The following is a 14,259-nucleotide window of genomic DNA, read 5'->3' on the forward strand; positions in this document are numbered from 1 at the left end:
AGTCACAGATCCCGCGCCTCGCCCGGGGCCAGCCGGCCGTGGTCGGCGCCGCCGAGCTCCCCGATCTGCCTGTCGTAGATGGGCCGGGCGAGATCGGTGAGCAGCGCGTCGTGGATGTCGATGGCACGCCGCGGCTTCACCTCGCGCACATAGTCGATCACTTCGGAGATCTTGCTCCACGGGGCCTGCACCGGGAGCATCAGCGTCTCGACCGGATGACCGGGGACGGTGAGCGCGTCGCCGGGGTGGAAGACCGAACCGTCCACCAGGAAGCCGACGTTGGTGATCCGCGGGATGTCGGGGTGGATCACCGCGTGCAGCTCGCCGTGCACCTGGATGTCGAAGCCGGCCGCGGTGAACGAGTCGCCGTGGCCGACGGTGTGCACCCGGCCGGGAAAGGCCGGCGAGAGCTGGTCGGCAACGCTGCGCAGGGTCCACAGCCCTGCCGCCGGGTTCGCCTCCAGCGCGGCCCGCAGCCGGCCCTCGTCGAAGTGGTCGGGGTGTTCGTGCGTGACCAGGATGACGTCGGCGCCGAGGGCGGCGTCCTGCTCGCTGAAGCCGCCCGGGTCGATGACGAGCGCGCTCCCGTCCTTCTCCAGCCGGACGCAGGCATGGGTCTTCTTGGTGAGCCTCATGCCCTCCATCCTGCTACGCCGGGGGTCTGGTCTCCTCCTGGATCACGGCCTGGGCCACCTTGAACGCGGAGTTCGCCGCGGGAACGCCGCAGTACACGGCGGCATGGATCAGGACCTCCCTGATCTCGGCCGGGGTGAGACCGTTGCGCAGCCCGGCTCGGGTGTGGAAGGCCAGCTCGTCCAGGTGTCCGCCCGCCACCAGCGCGGTGATCGTGATGATGCTGCGGGCGCGCCGGTCCAGGCCCTCGCGGGTCCAGACCTCGCCCCAGGCGTAGCGGGTGATCAGCTCCTGGAAATCGCCGGTGAACTCGTCGGCGGCGGCCGCCGCCCGGTCGACATGCGCGTCGCCGAGCACCTCGCGGCGGATCTTCATCCCGGCGTCGTACGGATCGGGCCGCGGCGACCGGTCGCCGGCAGGCCGGTCGGGCACGGCGGCCGCGATCTCGGCGACGGGGGCGACGGGCGCCGATGTCACGGGCACGACGGGGACAGGGATGGCCGTGAGGGTGTCGTGCCAGGCGGTCGCGAAGTGGTGAAGCAGCAGGTCGGTGACGGCGGCGGGCTGCTCGACGGGTGCGAGGTGGGAGGCGCCGGGGACCAGGGCCAGGCGGGCGTCCCTTATCCCGGCGACCAGGGTGCGGGCCTCGGCGGGGCCCGTGACCTGGTCCTCGGAACCGACCAGCACCAGGGTCGGCACACCGAGCATGCCGAGTTCGGAGCGTACGTCGAAGGCCGCGAGGGCCTCGCAGGCGCCGATGTAGCAGCCGGGGTCGGTGGTGCGGACCATTTGGACCGCCCACTCGACGATCGCGGGCTGGGCTGCGGCGAAGCCCTCGGTGAACCAGCGCTCGGGCGCGCTGCGGGCCATCGGGTCGAGGCCGTTGGTGCGCACGATCACACCGCGCTGGCGGAACTCGTCGGCGGTCCCGAACCGGGGCGACGCGGCGACGAGCGCGAGCGAGGCGACCCGTTCCGGATGGCGCAGCGCCAGCTCGATGCCGATCGCGCCGCTTACGGCGCAGCCCGCGTACCCGAAGCGCTGGACTCCCAGCTGGTCGAGCGTCGCGAGCAGCCGCTCGGCGAGTTCGGGTACGGAGGTGGCGGCGTGTGCGGGGGCGCCGCCGTGGCCGGGCAGATCGAACCGGATCACTCGCCAGCGCTCGGACAGCTCGGTGATCTGCCGGTCCCACATGTGCCATGTGGTGCCCAGCGACGGGCCGAGGATCAGCGCGGGGGCGTCGTCGGGGCCGTCGATCCGGTACTGCAGGGTCTTCGGGGGCGTCTGCGTCTGACTCACGTGCCCCACGGTAGTGAGTGGAATGACCTGCTCCGGTCAGGGGGTCGAAGTCGAGACGACATACACCCATGGACGGGTCGGTTCGGTCAGATCGACCGTGATGTCCTGGCTGGGCCGCGGATCCTTCTGCGGATGGCGGGTGCCGGCCCAGGCGCGCCCCTGCAGTCCGAAGTTCCAGCCGACCACCTCGGCGTCGCGGTCGCCGATGGTGACCTTGCCGTCCTTGAGCGCGGCACGGCTGGTCCCCACGCCGTCCAGGAACGCGTCGAGCCCGTCGGGCGAGGTACGGAACTGGACGTAGAGCCGGCTGGTCTTCCAGTTGCTCGTCTCGTAGTAGCCGACCCGCCAGGAGCCCTCCGGGATCGGCACTTCGAACACGCGGCGCTTCATCAGCGAGGGCCACTTGTCGCGCAGGCCGGTGGCCGCGGACTCGGCCTCCTTGTCACGGCCGCTGGCGCGGCTCTGCTCCGCGGAGATGACCAGATAGCCGGCCGGGATGCCGACGAGCAGCACGATGGTGATCGCGGTGAGCCAGCGGCGCAGCAGCATGTGCCGTCTGTCCTCGGGCATGCGGGTACTCGTCTGGGTCGGCGCGGACGGGCGGGACATGGTCATGAAGGGGGTTCCTGGGTCGTCCGGACGGAGCTGGGATTGCGCAGGGCCTGTGCGTAGCGTTCGTAGCGCTCATGGCGCTCGAGACGGCGGCGGTTGGCCCGGCGGAAGCGGCGCGCCACCAGGCGGGCCAGGTCCGCGGCCCCGACCATACCGGCCTCGGGGCCGAGCTGGGCCTTGGCGATGCGGGCCTCGGGGCGGTAGCCGCGGCCGGTGAGGTGACGGCGGAAGGCGTCGCGGGCGGGTCCGATGAGCAGGTCGTCGGCGGCGCTGACACCGCCGCCGATGACGAAACAGGACGGGTCGAGGGCGGCTGCGAGGTTGGCGATGCCGACGCCGAGCCACTGGCCGATGTCCTGGAGGAGCTCGACGCACATGGCGTCGCCCTCGCGGGCGAGCTCGGTGATCAGCGGTCCTGTGATGTCACGGACATTGCCGCCCACGCGGTCGATGATGTTGTACGCGACCGGGGAGTCCGCGGCGGCGAGCTCGCGGGCCTCGCGCACCAGGGCGTTTCCGGAGCTGTACTGCTCCCAGCAGCCGCGGTTGCCGCACGGGCAGCGGTGTCCGCCGGGCACGACCTGCATATGCCCGAACTCGCCGGCAACGCCGTACTTGCCCCGTTTGACCTGGCCGTCCTGAAGGATCGCGCCGCCGATGCCGGTGCCGAGCGTGATCATCACCAGGTGGTCCTCGCCGCGGCCCGCGCCGAAGCGCCACTCCGCCCAGGCGGCGGTGTTGGCGTCGTTGTCGACCAGGACGGGGACGGCGAGACGGGCCGAGAGCGCGTCGCGCAGCGGTTCGTTGCGCCAGGCGAGGTGGGGTGCGAAGAGCACCTTGGAACGGTCGGCGTCGACCCAGCCGGCCGCGCCGATGCCCACGGCGTGCACATCGTGCCGGTCGGAGAGATCGAGGACCAGCTCGCAGATGGTGTCCTCGACGACCTTGGGGCTCTTGGACTTGTCGGGGGTCTCGGTGCGGATCTTTTCCAGGATGACGCCATCGGCGTCGACGACACCGGCCATCACCTTGGTGCCGCCGATGTCGATGCCGACGGTGGGGACCCGGGGCGCGGTGAGGTGCGAGCGCCGCTCGCGGGTGCCGACGGTCTTGAGGACGGTGGCGCGGGCGGTGCCTCGGTGCGTGAAGTCGCGGTACGTGCTCAAGTCGTCCCTGCGGGTGCTGGATGGCCGGTCCGGATCACCGGGGCGGGCGGCGCTCGCCGTTCTCGATGCTAGTCGGCGGGCGGCTCGTCCTCCTTCACCGGATGACCGCCGAGGTGGGTCGGGGCGGGTGCGCGTTCCAGTTCGTGACGCAGATCCTCGAGCTCGCTGCCGCCCGCCATCTGGCGGGTGAGCTCGTCCAGAGTGACGGAGTCCTTGGTGTGGCCGGCCGACATGAGGCCGCGCTTGAGCAGGACGAAGCGGTCGCCGACCATATAGGCGTGGTGCGGGTTGTGGGTGATGAGCACCACGCCGAGCCCTGCGTCCCTGGCGGCCGCCACATACTTCAGCACCACTCCGGACTGCTTCACCCCGAGCGCCGCGGTCGGCTCGTCCAGCACCAGCACCTTGGCGCCGAAGTACACGGCACGGGCAATGGCGACGCACTGACGCTCGCCGCCGGACAGCGTGCCGATCGGCTGGTCGACGTCCCGCAGGTCGATGCCCATACGCAGCAGCTCGGACCGGGTGGTCTCGCGCATCAGCTGGACATCGAGGCGCTTGAAGAGGCCCGCGCCCCTGGTCGGCTCGGAGCCGAGGAAGAAGTTGCGCCACACCGGCATCAGCGGGACGACCGCGAGGTCCTGGTAGACCGTGGCGATGCCCCGGTCCAGGGCTTCGCGGGGACTGGCGAGAGTGGTCTGCTCGCCCCCGATCAGGAAGGTGCCGGCGTCGTGCCGGTGCAGGCCGGCGATGATCTTGATGAGGGTGGACTTGCCGGCGCCGTTGTCACCCAGCACGCAGGAGATCTCCCCTGCGTGCACCTCGAGCGAGACGTCTTCCAGGGCGCGGATGTTTCCGTAGTACTTACTGACCCCCGCGAGCTCGACGAGGGCCGTCCCGGTCTTCACCGATGTCACCGTGTCGCCTCCGCACGCTTGCGTACCCATGCGTTGAGCAGGGTGGCCAGAAGGAGCATCGCTCCGAGGAAGAACGTGAACCAGTCCGGGTTCCACTCCGCGTACACGATGCCCTTGCTGGTCATGCCGAAGATGAACGCGCCGACCGCCGAGCCGATCGCGGAGCCGTAGCCGCCGGTGATCAGACAGCCGCCGATGACCGCCGCGATGATGTACGTCAGCTCGTTGCCCACACCCTCGCCGGACTGCACCACGTCGAACGAGAACAGCAGATGCTGTCCGGAGACCCAGGCCGCGAACGCGACACCCATGTAGAGCCCGATCTTGGTCCGCTCGACCGGGACGCCCACCGCGCGGGCCGCGTCCGCTCCGCCGCCGACCGCGAAGATCCAGTTGCCGGCGCGCGTGCGCAGCAGGATCCAGGTGGCCAGGGCGATCAGCGCGAACCACCACAGGATCGTGGACTTGACCGTCGTGTCACCGAAGAGGGGGGTCTCGGCGAACACCTTCTTCGCGGACTCGAAGCCCTCCATGTCGCTGATCGACTTGGTGGAGACCGTGCCGCTGATCAGCTTGGTGAAGCCGAGATTGAGGCCGGTCAGCATCAGGAACGTGCCGAGCGTGATGATGAAGCTCGGCAGTTTCGTACGGGTCAGCAGGAAGCCGTTGAAGACTCCGACGGCCAGGGTGACCAGCAGCGAGACGCCCACACCCACCCAGATGTTGGCCGTCATCTGGTAGCTGAACATCGAGGAGATCAGCGCGGAGCTGGTCACCAGCACACCGGCCGAGAGGTCGAACTCGCCGCCGATCATCAGCAGCGCCACCGGCACGGCCATGATGCCGATCGTCGACGCCGCGTACAGCACGGTGGAGAAGCTGGACGCCTGCAGGAAGGAGTCCGCGACGACGGAGAAGAAGACGAAGACCGCCACGGCACCGACGACCGAGCCGAGCTCGGGCCGGCCCAGCAGCTTGCGCACCGGCGAGACGCGCAGCAGCCGCTCGTCGGGGCTCTCGGGTGCCTTGTCGGGTGTGGCAGGTGGTGCGGTCGCGCTCATCGGGTCCCCCGCTCCGTGTACTGCTCCAGTTCGGCGGTGTCCTTCTCGGTGACGATCTGCGGGCCGGTCAGGACCGGCCGCCCGCCGCCGAGCACATCGGCGTTGTACTTGTACAGCCACAGCAGGTCCACGGCCTCGTAGCCCTGGAGGTACGGCTGCTGGTCGACGGCGAAGCCGAGCGTGCCGGCCTTCAGGGCCGCCACGACCTTGGGATTGAGGTCGAAGGTGTCGATCTCCGCCTTGGACCCGGCGGTCCGCTTCGCCTGCACGGCGGCGTCCGCGAACGGCGCGCCGAGGGTGACGACGGAGTCGATGGACCGGTCGGCCTGGAGCTTCGCCTCGATGGACGCCTTGACGTCGGGCATGTTGGTGCCGTCGACGTACAGGTTCTGCAGCTCGCCGCCGAAGGTCTTCTTCGCTCCGGCGCAGCGCTGCTCATGGCCCACGTTGCCCTGCTCGTGCACGACGCACAGGGCCTTCTTCCTGCCGCGCCTGCCGAGCTCGTCGCCGACGGCCTCGCCGGCGATCGTCTCGTCCTGTCCGATATGGGTGAGCGCCCCGTATTCCTTGGACTGCTCGGAGCCCGAGTTCACGGTGATCACCGGGATGCCGGCCTTACGGGCCTTGGCGACGGCGTCCTTCATGGCATCGGGCTTGGCGAGGGTGAGGATCAGCCCGTCGACCTTCTTGGTGATGTACGAGTCGACGAGCTGGGCCTGCTGCTGTCCTTCCTCGCTGTGCGCGTAGAGGAAGTTGATGTTGTCCTTGGCCGCTGCCTGCTCGGCGCCGCTCTGGACGATGTCCCAGAACGTGTCGCCGTCGCCGGAGTGGGTGACCATGGCGAAGGTCCACTTCGGAGTGGTCACGGCGGCCTTGCCCGTGGCGTTGCGGGCGGCCTCGCGCGCATCCTCCGCGCGCTTTCCCCCGGTGCTGCTGCATCCCGCGAGAGCGGCTCCGAGCACCGCTGCCAGCACCGCGCCGAGCGCGCGTACCCCTGTTCCTGCCCGTGCCACGACGCCGTGCCCTTCTTGCCGTACTCGCTGCTGTGCCTGGTGCGGCCGGGTCTCGCGGTGAACCGCACCGGCCGCCCAAGTATGGGTCACGGCTGATCGCGGGGTCGTCATCGGGTGCGTCATCGGGTCCCGTCGGCGGTCAGCCTCTCCAGGGCCTCGACATCCTTCTCGGTGACCAGGGCCGGGCCGGTCAGGATCGGCTTGCCACCGCCGATGACATTGAGGTTGGTCTTGTTGAGCCACAGTTCGTCGATGGCGAGATAGCCCTGGAGGTAGGGCTGCTGGTCGACGGCGAAGGCGATCTCGCCGGCCTTGATCTGCTTGACCACATCGGCGTTGAGGTCGAACGTGTTGACCTCGGCGCTCGAGCCCGCGCCCGCCTTGGCCTTGACGGAGGCGGCGGCGAACGGCGCGCCGAGCGTGACGACGGCGTCGATGTCCTTGGCGCTCTGCAGCTTCGCCTCGATGGAGGAGGTGGAGGAGGGCATGTCGGTGCCCTTGACGTTGAGGTTCTCGACGCTGCCCTTGAACGTCTTCTTCACACCGGCGCAGCGGGCTTCGAGGGAAACGTTTCCCTGCTCGTGGATGACGCAGAGCGCCTTCTTCCTGCCGCGCTTGTTCAGTTCCTCGCCGACCGCCTCGCCCGCCACGGACTCGTCCTGGCCGATGTGGCTGAGCGCACCGAGGTCCTTGGAGAACTCGGCGCCGGAGTTGATGGTGACCACGGGGATGCCGGCCGCGACGGCCTTCTTGACGACGTCTCTCATCGCCTCCGGCTTGGCGAGGGTGACCACGATCCCGTCGACCTTCTGGTCGATGTAGGTCTGCACGAGCTGCGCCTGCTCCTTGGCCTCCGGGTCGGCGGCGTAGAGGAACCTGACGTTGTCCTTGCGGGCCGCGACCTCGGCGCCGCTCTGGACGATGTCCCAGAAGGTGTCGCCCTCGCCCGAGTGGGTCACCATCGCTATCTTCATGCGGGCGGTCCCGGCGGCCTCGCCCCCGCCGCCGTCCGACGGCTTCTCGTTCGCGTCCTTGCCGCCGGAACTGCTGCATCCGGCTACGACGACCAGGGCACTTGCGGCGAGCAGGGCTGCTGCCGTGCGGGTGGTACGCATGGTGGGTCCGCCTTCTCTCCCGGCCGCCCGGTTGCGGCTGGGTGAGTTTCTACGGCTGCCCCGCCACCCCGTCAAGACTTTGTCCGAACATTCTTACGCGAAGCGCCGAGTGGGTGGCGCGTCAGGGGCGTACGAGGAGCTGGAACTCGAAGGCGTACCGCGAGGCGCGGTAGATGTGCGAGCCGAACTCCACAGCCCGGCCGGTGTCGTCGAAGGTGGTGCGCTCCATGGTCAGCAGCGGCGCTCCGGCCGCCTCCCCCAGCAGCCCGGCCTCGGCCTCACCGGCGGCGCGGGCCCCGACCGACTGCCGGGCACTGTGCAGCGTGATGCCCGCGGCACGCATCATCCGGTACAGCCCGGTGGACTCCAGCCGCTGGGTGTCGCAGTCGAGCAGTCCGGCCGGCAGATGGTTGCGCAGCCGGGCCATCGGCTCGCCATGGGCATAGCGCAGCCGCTCGATCAGCTGGACGTCACTGCCCTCGGGGATGCCGAGGGCAGCGGCGACCTCGGCGCTCGCCGGTTCGACGAGGTTGCGCAGGACTTCTGTGGCGGGCCGCTGCCCGGCCGCCTCCAGATCGTCGTAGAGGCTGCTGAGCTCCAGCGGGCGCTTGACCTGGCTGTGCACGACCTGGGTGCCGACCCCGCGGCGGCGCACCAGCAGCCCCTTGTCGACCAGCGACTGGATGGCCTGACGGACGGTGGGCCTGGACAGACCCAGACGGCCCGCGAGCTCGATCTCGTTGCCGAGCAGGCTGCCGGGGGTCAGCGTCCCCCGTTCGATGGCCGATTCCAGTTGCTGCGAGAGCTGGAAATAGAGCGGGACCGGACTGGTGCGGTCCACGCTCAACTGGAGGGACAGGGACGGCTCCGTCTCGTGTCTGGGCTGCTTGGGCACGTGGGCGAGCGTAGTCGCAGGGAATGTTGACGGGAAGTCGTGAGGTTCGATTGTCAGGACAAAGTCTTGACAGGGTGGCGGGCCCGGCTTCACCTTTGGGCCATGCGCATCGGACTTATCGGGACAGGCCGTATCGGCACCTTTCACGCGGGCGTGCTCAGCCGCCACCGGGAGGTCGGTTCGCTGGTCGTGGCGGATGCCGACAGGGGGCGTGCCGCCGCGGTGGCCGACCGCATCGGAGCCACCGCGGCCCCCAGTGCGCACGAGATCTTCACCTGGGGCGTGGACGCGGTGGTGATCGCCTCCGCGACCGCCTCGCACGCCGAGCTCATCGGCCGCGCCGCCCGTAGTGGCCTGCCCGCGTTCTGCGAGAAGCCCATCGCCCTGGACCTGCCCGGCACACTCGAGGCACTGCACGAGGTCGAACGGGCAGGCACGGTCCTCCAGCTGGGCTTCATGCGGCGGTTCGACGCGGGCTACACCACGGCCCGGGAACTGGTGCGCTCGGGGAGGCTCGGCCGGCTGCACACCGTGCGGGCCGTCACGGCCGACCCGGCTCCGCCGCCCGCCGCGTATCTGCCGCTGTCCGGCGGTCTGTACCGGGACTGCCTGGTCCACGACTTCGACATCCTGCGCTGGGTGACGGGCCGCGAGATCGTCGATGTGTACGCGACCGGCTCGGACGCCGGGCCCGCGATGTTCCGTGAGGCGGGTGACGTCGACACGGCGGCCGTACTGCTCACCCTGGACGACGGCACTCTGGCCACCGCGACCGCCACCCGCTGCAACGGCGCCGGCTACGACGTACGGATGGAGCTGGCCGGCGAGCTCGACACCGTGGTGGTCGGCCTGGACGACCGTACGCCGATCAGCTCGACCGAACCCAAGGGCCCGTCGGCGGCAGACAAGCCGTGGCCGGGCTTCCTGGAGCGGTTCGCCCCGGCGTACGAGGCGGAGCTGGATGCCTTCGTCCGGCTGGTTTCGGGCGAGGTGGACAACCCGTGCGACGGGCGGGAGGCGCTGACGGCGCTGCGGGTCGCCGAGGCGTGCGAGCTCTCTCGCCGGGAGCACAGACGGGTGCTGCTGGAGGAGATCCCGGCGGACTGACCCGCCCGGCCCCGCCTGCTGCGGGTCGGCCCTACCAGGTGACAGGCAGCCGCTCGGGGCCCCGGATCAGCATGCCGGCACGCCAGGTCACGGCGGCCGGATGCGTGTCGAGGGCCAGGTCCGGGCAGCGCTCCAGCAGCGTACGGATCACGGTCCGCGCCTCCAGGCGGGCCAGCGGCGCGCCCAGGCAGTAGTGGATACCGTGCCCGAAGGCCAGATGCCCGCGCGTGTCCCGGCGGATGTCGAAACGGTCCGGGTCCGGGAACCGGTCCGGATCGCGGTCGGCGTCGGCCAGGGCGACCAGCACCAGCTGCCCGCCGCCCGGGATGGTGGTGCCGCCGATGTCGTAGGGCTTGACGGTGAAGCGGTAGGTGGGGGTCTCGACGGGGCCCTCGTAGCGCAGCATCTCCTCCACGGCGCTGTCCATGAGCGAGAAGTCGGCGCGCAGCGCGGCCAGTTGATCCGGGTGGCTCAGCAGGGCGAGCACACCGTTGGAGATGAGATTGACGGTGGTCTCGTGTCCGGCGACGAGCAGCAGCCAGGCCATGCCCATCAGTTCCTCACCGCTGAGCCGGTCGTCGCCCTCGCCCTGCGACGCGTGGATGAGCGCGCTCATCAGGTCGTCCCCGGGCTGCGCCCGCTTCTGGGCGAGCAGGCCGACCAGATACTGCGTCAGCTGTCCGGCCGCCGTCTTCCGCGCGGCGCGGTCGGTCGAGGCGAGCGCCGTGTTGGACCAGCCGCGGAAGGAGTCCCGGTCCAGGAACGGCACTCCGAGCAGTTCGCAGATGACAGCGATGGGCAGCGGGAAGGAGAGAGCGTCGACGAGGTCGGCCCGCCCGGCCGGCAGCATGGCGTCCAGCAGCTGGTCGGTGATCTCCTGGACACGCGGGGCGAGTTGCTCCACCCGGCGCATGGTGAACTCACGGGCGACCAGCTTGCGCAGGCGGGTGTGCAGCGGCGCGTCGGCGCTGAGCATGGTGATGCCTGAGGCGAGCCGGCCGATGCCGAGTCCGGGCGAGACGTTGCTCCACTCCTTGGACAAGGCCGCGTCGGCTAGCGCGGCGCGCCCGGCCTCGTATCCGACGATCAGCCAGGCCTCGTGCCCCTCGGGCATCCGGATCCGGTGCACGGGGCCGCGGGCACGTAACTCGGCGTAGACGGGATAGGGATCGCGGGTGAAGTCCTCGCCGAGGGCGGCGAGATCGACCAGGGCGGCGTTGCTGGTCACGGTCTTTCCTCTCAGGTCTGGGAGAAGCTGCGTGAGTACGTCGCGCACTACGCTGCGTGCCTCGGTCCCGGGACCGGCCTGCGGGCGGAGTTCGTCACCCTCGCTGACCACCACATGGCGCGCCCGTTCCGCCATGGCTGTCTCACCAGCGCACCGGGAGCCGGCGCACCCCGCGCATGAGCAGGCCGGGCAGCCAGTCGTACGCGTCCGTCGGCCGGGTCAGGGCGAGGTCCGGGCAGCGCTCCAGCAGCGTACGGATCGCGACGCTCGCCTCCAGGCGGGCCAGCGGCGCGCCCAGGCAGTAGTGGATGCCGTGCCCGAAGGCCAGATGCCCGCGCGTGTCCCGGCGGATGTCGAAACGGTCCGGGTCCGGGAAGCGGGCCGGGTCCCGGTCGCCTGCCGCGATGCCGACCAGGACCATCTCGCCGGGCGGGATCACGATGTCGCCGACCGGGACGGGCGTGGCGCTGAAGCGTACGGTGCCGGTCTCCACCGGCCCGTCGTAGCGCAGCATCTCCTCGATCGCACCGTCCAGAAGCCCGAGGTCGGCGCGCAGGAGGGCGAGTTGGCCGGGGTGGTCGAGCAGCGCCCGTACCCCGCCCGAGATCAGATTGACGGTCGTCTCGTGGCCGGCGATCAGCAACAGATAGGCGAGGGCACGCAGTTCGGCGGCGGAGAGCCGGTCGTCGTCCTCCGCGCGGGTGCGGATGAGTGCGGAGAGCAGATCGTCCGCGGGGCCGGCGCACCGTTTGTCCTCGATGAGGTCGTCGAGATAGGCGGCGAGTTCGTGGACCGCCGCCTCGCCGGCCTCCGGACCGGTGGGCGCCACGACCTCGTTGGACCACTTGCGGAACGCTTCGCGGTCGGCGGCCGGAATGCCGAGCAGCTCGCAGATGACAGTGATCGGCAGCGGGAAAGCCAGCGTGTCCACAAGGTCCGCCTGCCCGGCCGGCAGCATCGCGTCCAGTAGTTCGTCGGTGACCTGCTGGACGCGGGGGCGCAGCGCCTCGACCCGGCGTGCGGTGAACTCGCGGGTGACGAGCTTGCGCAGCCTGGTGTGGTCCGGTGGGTCCACGACCAGCAGATAGGGGCCGACGACCTGCTCGTCGAGCATCGTCGCGGCGATGGTGGCCGGTGACTTGGACAGTCGCGCGTCGGCGAGCGCGGCTCGTGCCTCCTCGTGGCCGACGATCAGCCAGAAGAGGCCGCCGTCCGGCGCACGCACCTGATGCACGGGCCCTCTCTCACGCAGCCGCGCATAGTACGGATAAGGGTTCGCGGTGAAGTCCGCCCCGTACTCCCCCAGGTCGACGATCGTCATCGCCTCAGACTACGTCGTCCTCCCGGTCGTCGAGCAGACCGGCGTCATGGGCCAACAGCGCGATCTGGACACGGTTGTTGAGGCCCAGCTTGGCCAGGATCCGGGAGACGTGCGTCTTGACGGTCGGCACGCTCATGTACAGGGTGGCCGCGATCTGTGCGTTGGACCGGCCGTGGCCGACGGCGACCGCGACCTCCCGCTCGCGTTCCGCGAGCGACTCCAGCCTTCCGGCGGCGGCAGCCTTGCGGGTGCCCGGGTCGCTTGCCGCGACATGGGTCATCAGCTGCCGGGTGACGGCCGGGGACAGCACCGGGTCGCCCGCCGCCACCCTCCGTACCGCCGCGACGATCTCGGCGGGCGGCGTGTCCTTCAGCACGAACCCGGCCGCCCCCGCGCGCATGGCCCTCAGCACCTGCTCGTCGGCGTGGAAGGTGGTGAGCACGACGACCTCGGGTGCGCCGGGCCTGCGGCGCAGCTCCTCGGTCGCGGTGAGCCCGTCCATGACCGGCATCCTGATGTCCATCAGCAAGGCCCGGACGCCGAATCCGCCGTCCCCCCGTGGACCGTGCTCCAGCCGTCCGCCGGCCAGCGTGGCCCGTTCCGTCAGCCCGATCAGTCCCTGCCCGGAGCCGGGGACCGTCTCGATGTCCCCCATGGGGGCGGGGTTGTCGACCTCGACGGTCAGCCCGTCGCCCGGCCCGCCGCGCACGGCCACGGTGACCTGCGCACCCGGTGCGTGTTTACGGGCGTTGGTCAGGGCTTCCTGGGCTATGCGGTAGACGGTGCGGCCGGTGGCGGCAGGTACCGCGTCCGCGTCGTCGACGCGGTTGTTGAGGACGACCCTCATCCCGGCCACCCGGGACTCCTCGACCAGTGCGCCGAGCGTGGCGAGAGTCGGCTGCGGCCGGTCGGGTCCGTCCGCATCGCCGGGCTCGCGCAGCACGCCGATGATCTCGCGCAGGTCCTGGAGCGCCTCATGGGCACTTTCGCGGATCACGCCGGCAGCCCTGGCGACCTCGGCCGGGGGCGCGTCCGGCCGGAATTCCAGGGCGCCCGCGTGCACGCTGAGCAGGGTCAGCCGGTGAGCGAGAACATCGTGCATCTCGCGGGCGATGGCCTCGCGAGCAAGCCGCTGCGCCTGCTCGGCACGCAGCCGCGCCTCCGTCTCGGCCCGGCGGGCGCGCTCGCGCAGAGCGAGGACGAGCTGCCGGCGAGCGCGGACGAGCATGCCCCAGCCGATCATCAGCAGGACGAGGATCACCCCGGTGATCACCGATACGAGCAGCGACATGGTCGGATCGGGACGCACCAGTGACTGAACGGTGCCGGAGACGACGGCGAGGGCGCCGACGATGACGACAGGCTTGAAAGGCCGGTGCACGGCAAGGCTGAACAGGCTCAGCAGCAGCGCGCCTCCGGCCACCGGGGCGACCGCGCCGGCCACGACGAGGACGACGGCAAGCGTGACCGGAGCGCGCCGGCGCACCCACAGGGCGCAGCAGGCCGCGGCACCGACGATCTGGTCGGCGAAGACGACGAGATCGGGATTGCCTGCCTTCACGGCGGTCCCGGCGGTGAGCAGTCCGATGCCCGCGGCGATCGCGAAGACGAGGATGTCGACGACCCAGTCGCGTACGGTTCGGCGCGGCCTGACCCGCGCCCGGTGTTCGGGGAGGTCCGCCTCCAGGGGGTCGGACATGGCCGAGGGCAGCAGCCACGGGTACTCCGTACGCGTCATGGCGACGAATCTACGGAGGGGAGAGCCTGGTCGGGACCGTACGGACCCGGGAAGCCACCAAAGTCGCACAGGCTCAGACTTTCGACGGCCACCCCGCATCCCGACGGCCGACGCGCCACCGGGCAGGTGCCCGGGAGCCTTTGGCCATGAGGAA

At 70.5% G+C, this 14,259-nt stretch carries 13 protein-coding genes and 1 pseudogene; 1 reads left to right on the plus strand and 13 read right to left on the minus strand.

The genetic code is table 11. From position 1 onward, the window contains the following. Positions 1–2: 2 nt before the first annotated feature. The 9 genes from ACFYWI_RS23975 to ACFYWI_RS24015 all read right to left on the minus strand — a co-directional run bounded on the left by ACFYWI_RS23975 (position 3) and on the right by ACFYWI_RS24015 (position 8,657). Positions 3–635, minus strand: coding sequence for an MBL fold metallo-hydrolase (locus tag ACFYWI_RS23975; RefSeq protein ID WP_389236153.1), 633 nt, complete (start codon positions 633–635; stop codon positions 3–5). A 13-nt stretch (positions 636–648) separates the two neighbouring features. Continuing rightward, positions 649–1,932 carry a 4-carboxymuconolactone decarboxylase gene (gene pcaC / locus ACFYWI_RS23980; protein WP_389236156.1) on the minus strand — a complete coding sequence of 428 codons (1,284 nt, stop codon included), beginning with the start codon at positions 1,930–1,932 and terminating at the stop codon, positions 649–651. A gap of 36 nt (positions 1,933–1,968) precedes the next feature. Next, complete coding sequence (locus tag ACFYWI_RS23985) at positions 1,969–2,547, minus strand: hypothetical protein (protein WP_389236158.1); 579 nt, start codon at positions 2,545–2,547, stop codon at positions 1,969–1,971. Further along, complete coding sequence (locus ACFYWI_RS23990; protein ID WP_389236160.1) at positions 2,544–3,710, minus strand: ROK family glucokinase; 1,167 nt, start codon at positions 3,708–3,710, stop codon at positions 2,544–2,546. The genes ACFYWI_RS23985 and ACFYWI_RS23990 overlap by 4 nt, the downstream gene beginning before the upstream one ends. A 68-nt stretch (positions 3,711–3,778) precedes the next feature. Further along, positions 3,779–4,657, minus strand: a complete 879-nt coding sequence (locus ACFYWI_RS23995) for an ATP-binding cassette domain-containing protein (protein ID WP_389236162.1) — start codon at positions 4,655–4,657, stop codon at positions 3,779–3,781. After that, positions 4,624–5,688 carry an ABC transporter permease gene (locus tag ACFYWI_RS24000; RefSeq protein WP_389236164.1) on the minus strand — a complete coding sequence of 355 codons (1,065 nt, stop codon included), beginning with the start codon at positions 5,686–5,688 and terminating at the stop codon, positions 4,624–4,626. The genes ACFYWI_RS23995 and ACFYWI_RS24000 overlap by 34 nt, the downstream gene beginning before the upstream one ends. Continuing rightward, positions 5,685–6,701, minus strand: a complete 1,017-nt coding sequence (locus ACFYWI_RS24005; RefSeq protein ID WP_389236166.1) for a sugar ABC transporter substrate-binding protein — start codon at positions 6,699–6,701, stop codon at positions 5,685–5,687. Before ACFYWI_RS24005 ends, ACFYWI_RS24000 begins: the two co-directional genes overlap by 4 nt. A gap of 119 nt (positions 6,702–6,820) precedes the next feature. Next, positions 6,821–7,816 carry a sugar ABC transporter substrate-binding protein gene (locus ACFYWI_RS24010; RefSeq protein WP_389236168.1) on the minus strand — a complete coding sequence of 332 codons (996 nt, stop codon included), beginning with the start codon at positions 7,814–7,816 and terminating at the stop codon, positions 6,821–6,823. Between the two features lie 121 nt (positions 7,817–7,937). After that, positions 7,938–8,657 (minus strand): GntR family transcriptional regulator, encoded by a 720-nt coding sequence (locus tag ACFYWI_RS24015; RefSeq protein WP_389236387.1) that lies wholly within the window; start codon positions 8,655–8,657, stop codon positions 7,938–7,940. Positions 8,658–8,813: 156 nt separating this feature from the next. Between ACFYWI_RS24015 and ACFYWI_RS24020 the strand changes: the two genes are divergently transcribed. Further along, positions 8,814–9,818: a Gfo/Idh/MocA family oxidoreductase gene (locus ACFYWI_RS24020; protein WP_389236170.1), complete on the plus strand. Its 1,005-nt coding sequence runs from the start codon at positions 8,814–8,816 to the stop codon at positions 9,816–9,818. A 31-nt stretch (positions 9,819–9,849) separates the two neighbouring features. On the opposite strand, the gene ACFYWI_RS24025 is transcribed toward ACFYWI_RS24020, so the two are convergent. The 4 genes and pseudogenes from ACFYWI_RS24025 to ACFYWI_RS24040 form a co-directional block, all read right to left on the minus strand. Then, on the minus strand, positions 9,850–11,046 hold the full coding sequence (locus ACFYWI_RS24025) for a cytochrome P450 (protein ID WP_389236172.1): 1,197 nt from the start codon (positions 11,044–11,046) through the stop codon (positions 9,850–9,852). A gap of 142 nt (positions 11,047–11,188) precedes the next feature. Then, entirely contained in the window at positions 11,189–12,367 is a 1,179-nt protein-coding gene (locus ACFYWI_RS24030; RefSeq protein ID WP_389236174.1) for a cytochrome P450, read from the minus strand. A gap of 4 nt (positions 12,368–12,371) precedes the next feature. After that, entirely contained in the window at positions 12,372–12,890 is a 519-nt protein-coding gene (locus ACFYWI_RS24035) for a LuxR C-terminal-related transcriptional regulator (RefSeq protein ID WP_389236390.1), read from the minus strand. Then, a pseudogene (locus ACFYWI_RS24040) lies at positions 12,891–14,105 on the minus strand (sensor histidine kinase); the annotation flags it as partial. It abuts the gene before it with no gap. Positions 14,106–14,259 lie beyond the last annotated feature (154 nt).

Origin of the sequence: Streptomyces sp. NPDC002889, from assembly GCF_042888425.1 — a bacterium.
Classification (GTDB): domain Bacteria; phylum Actinomycetota; class Actinomycetes; order Streptomycetales; family Streptomycetaceae; genus Streptomyces.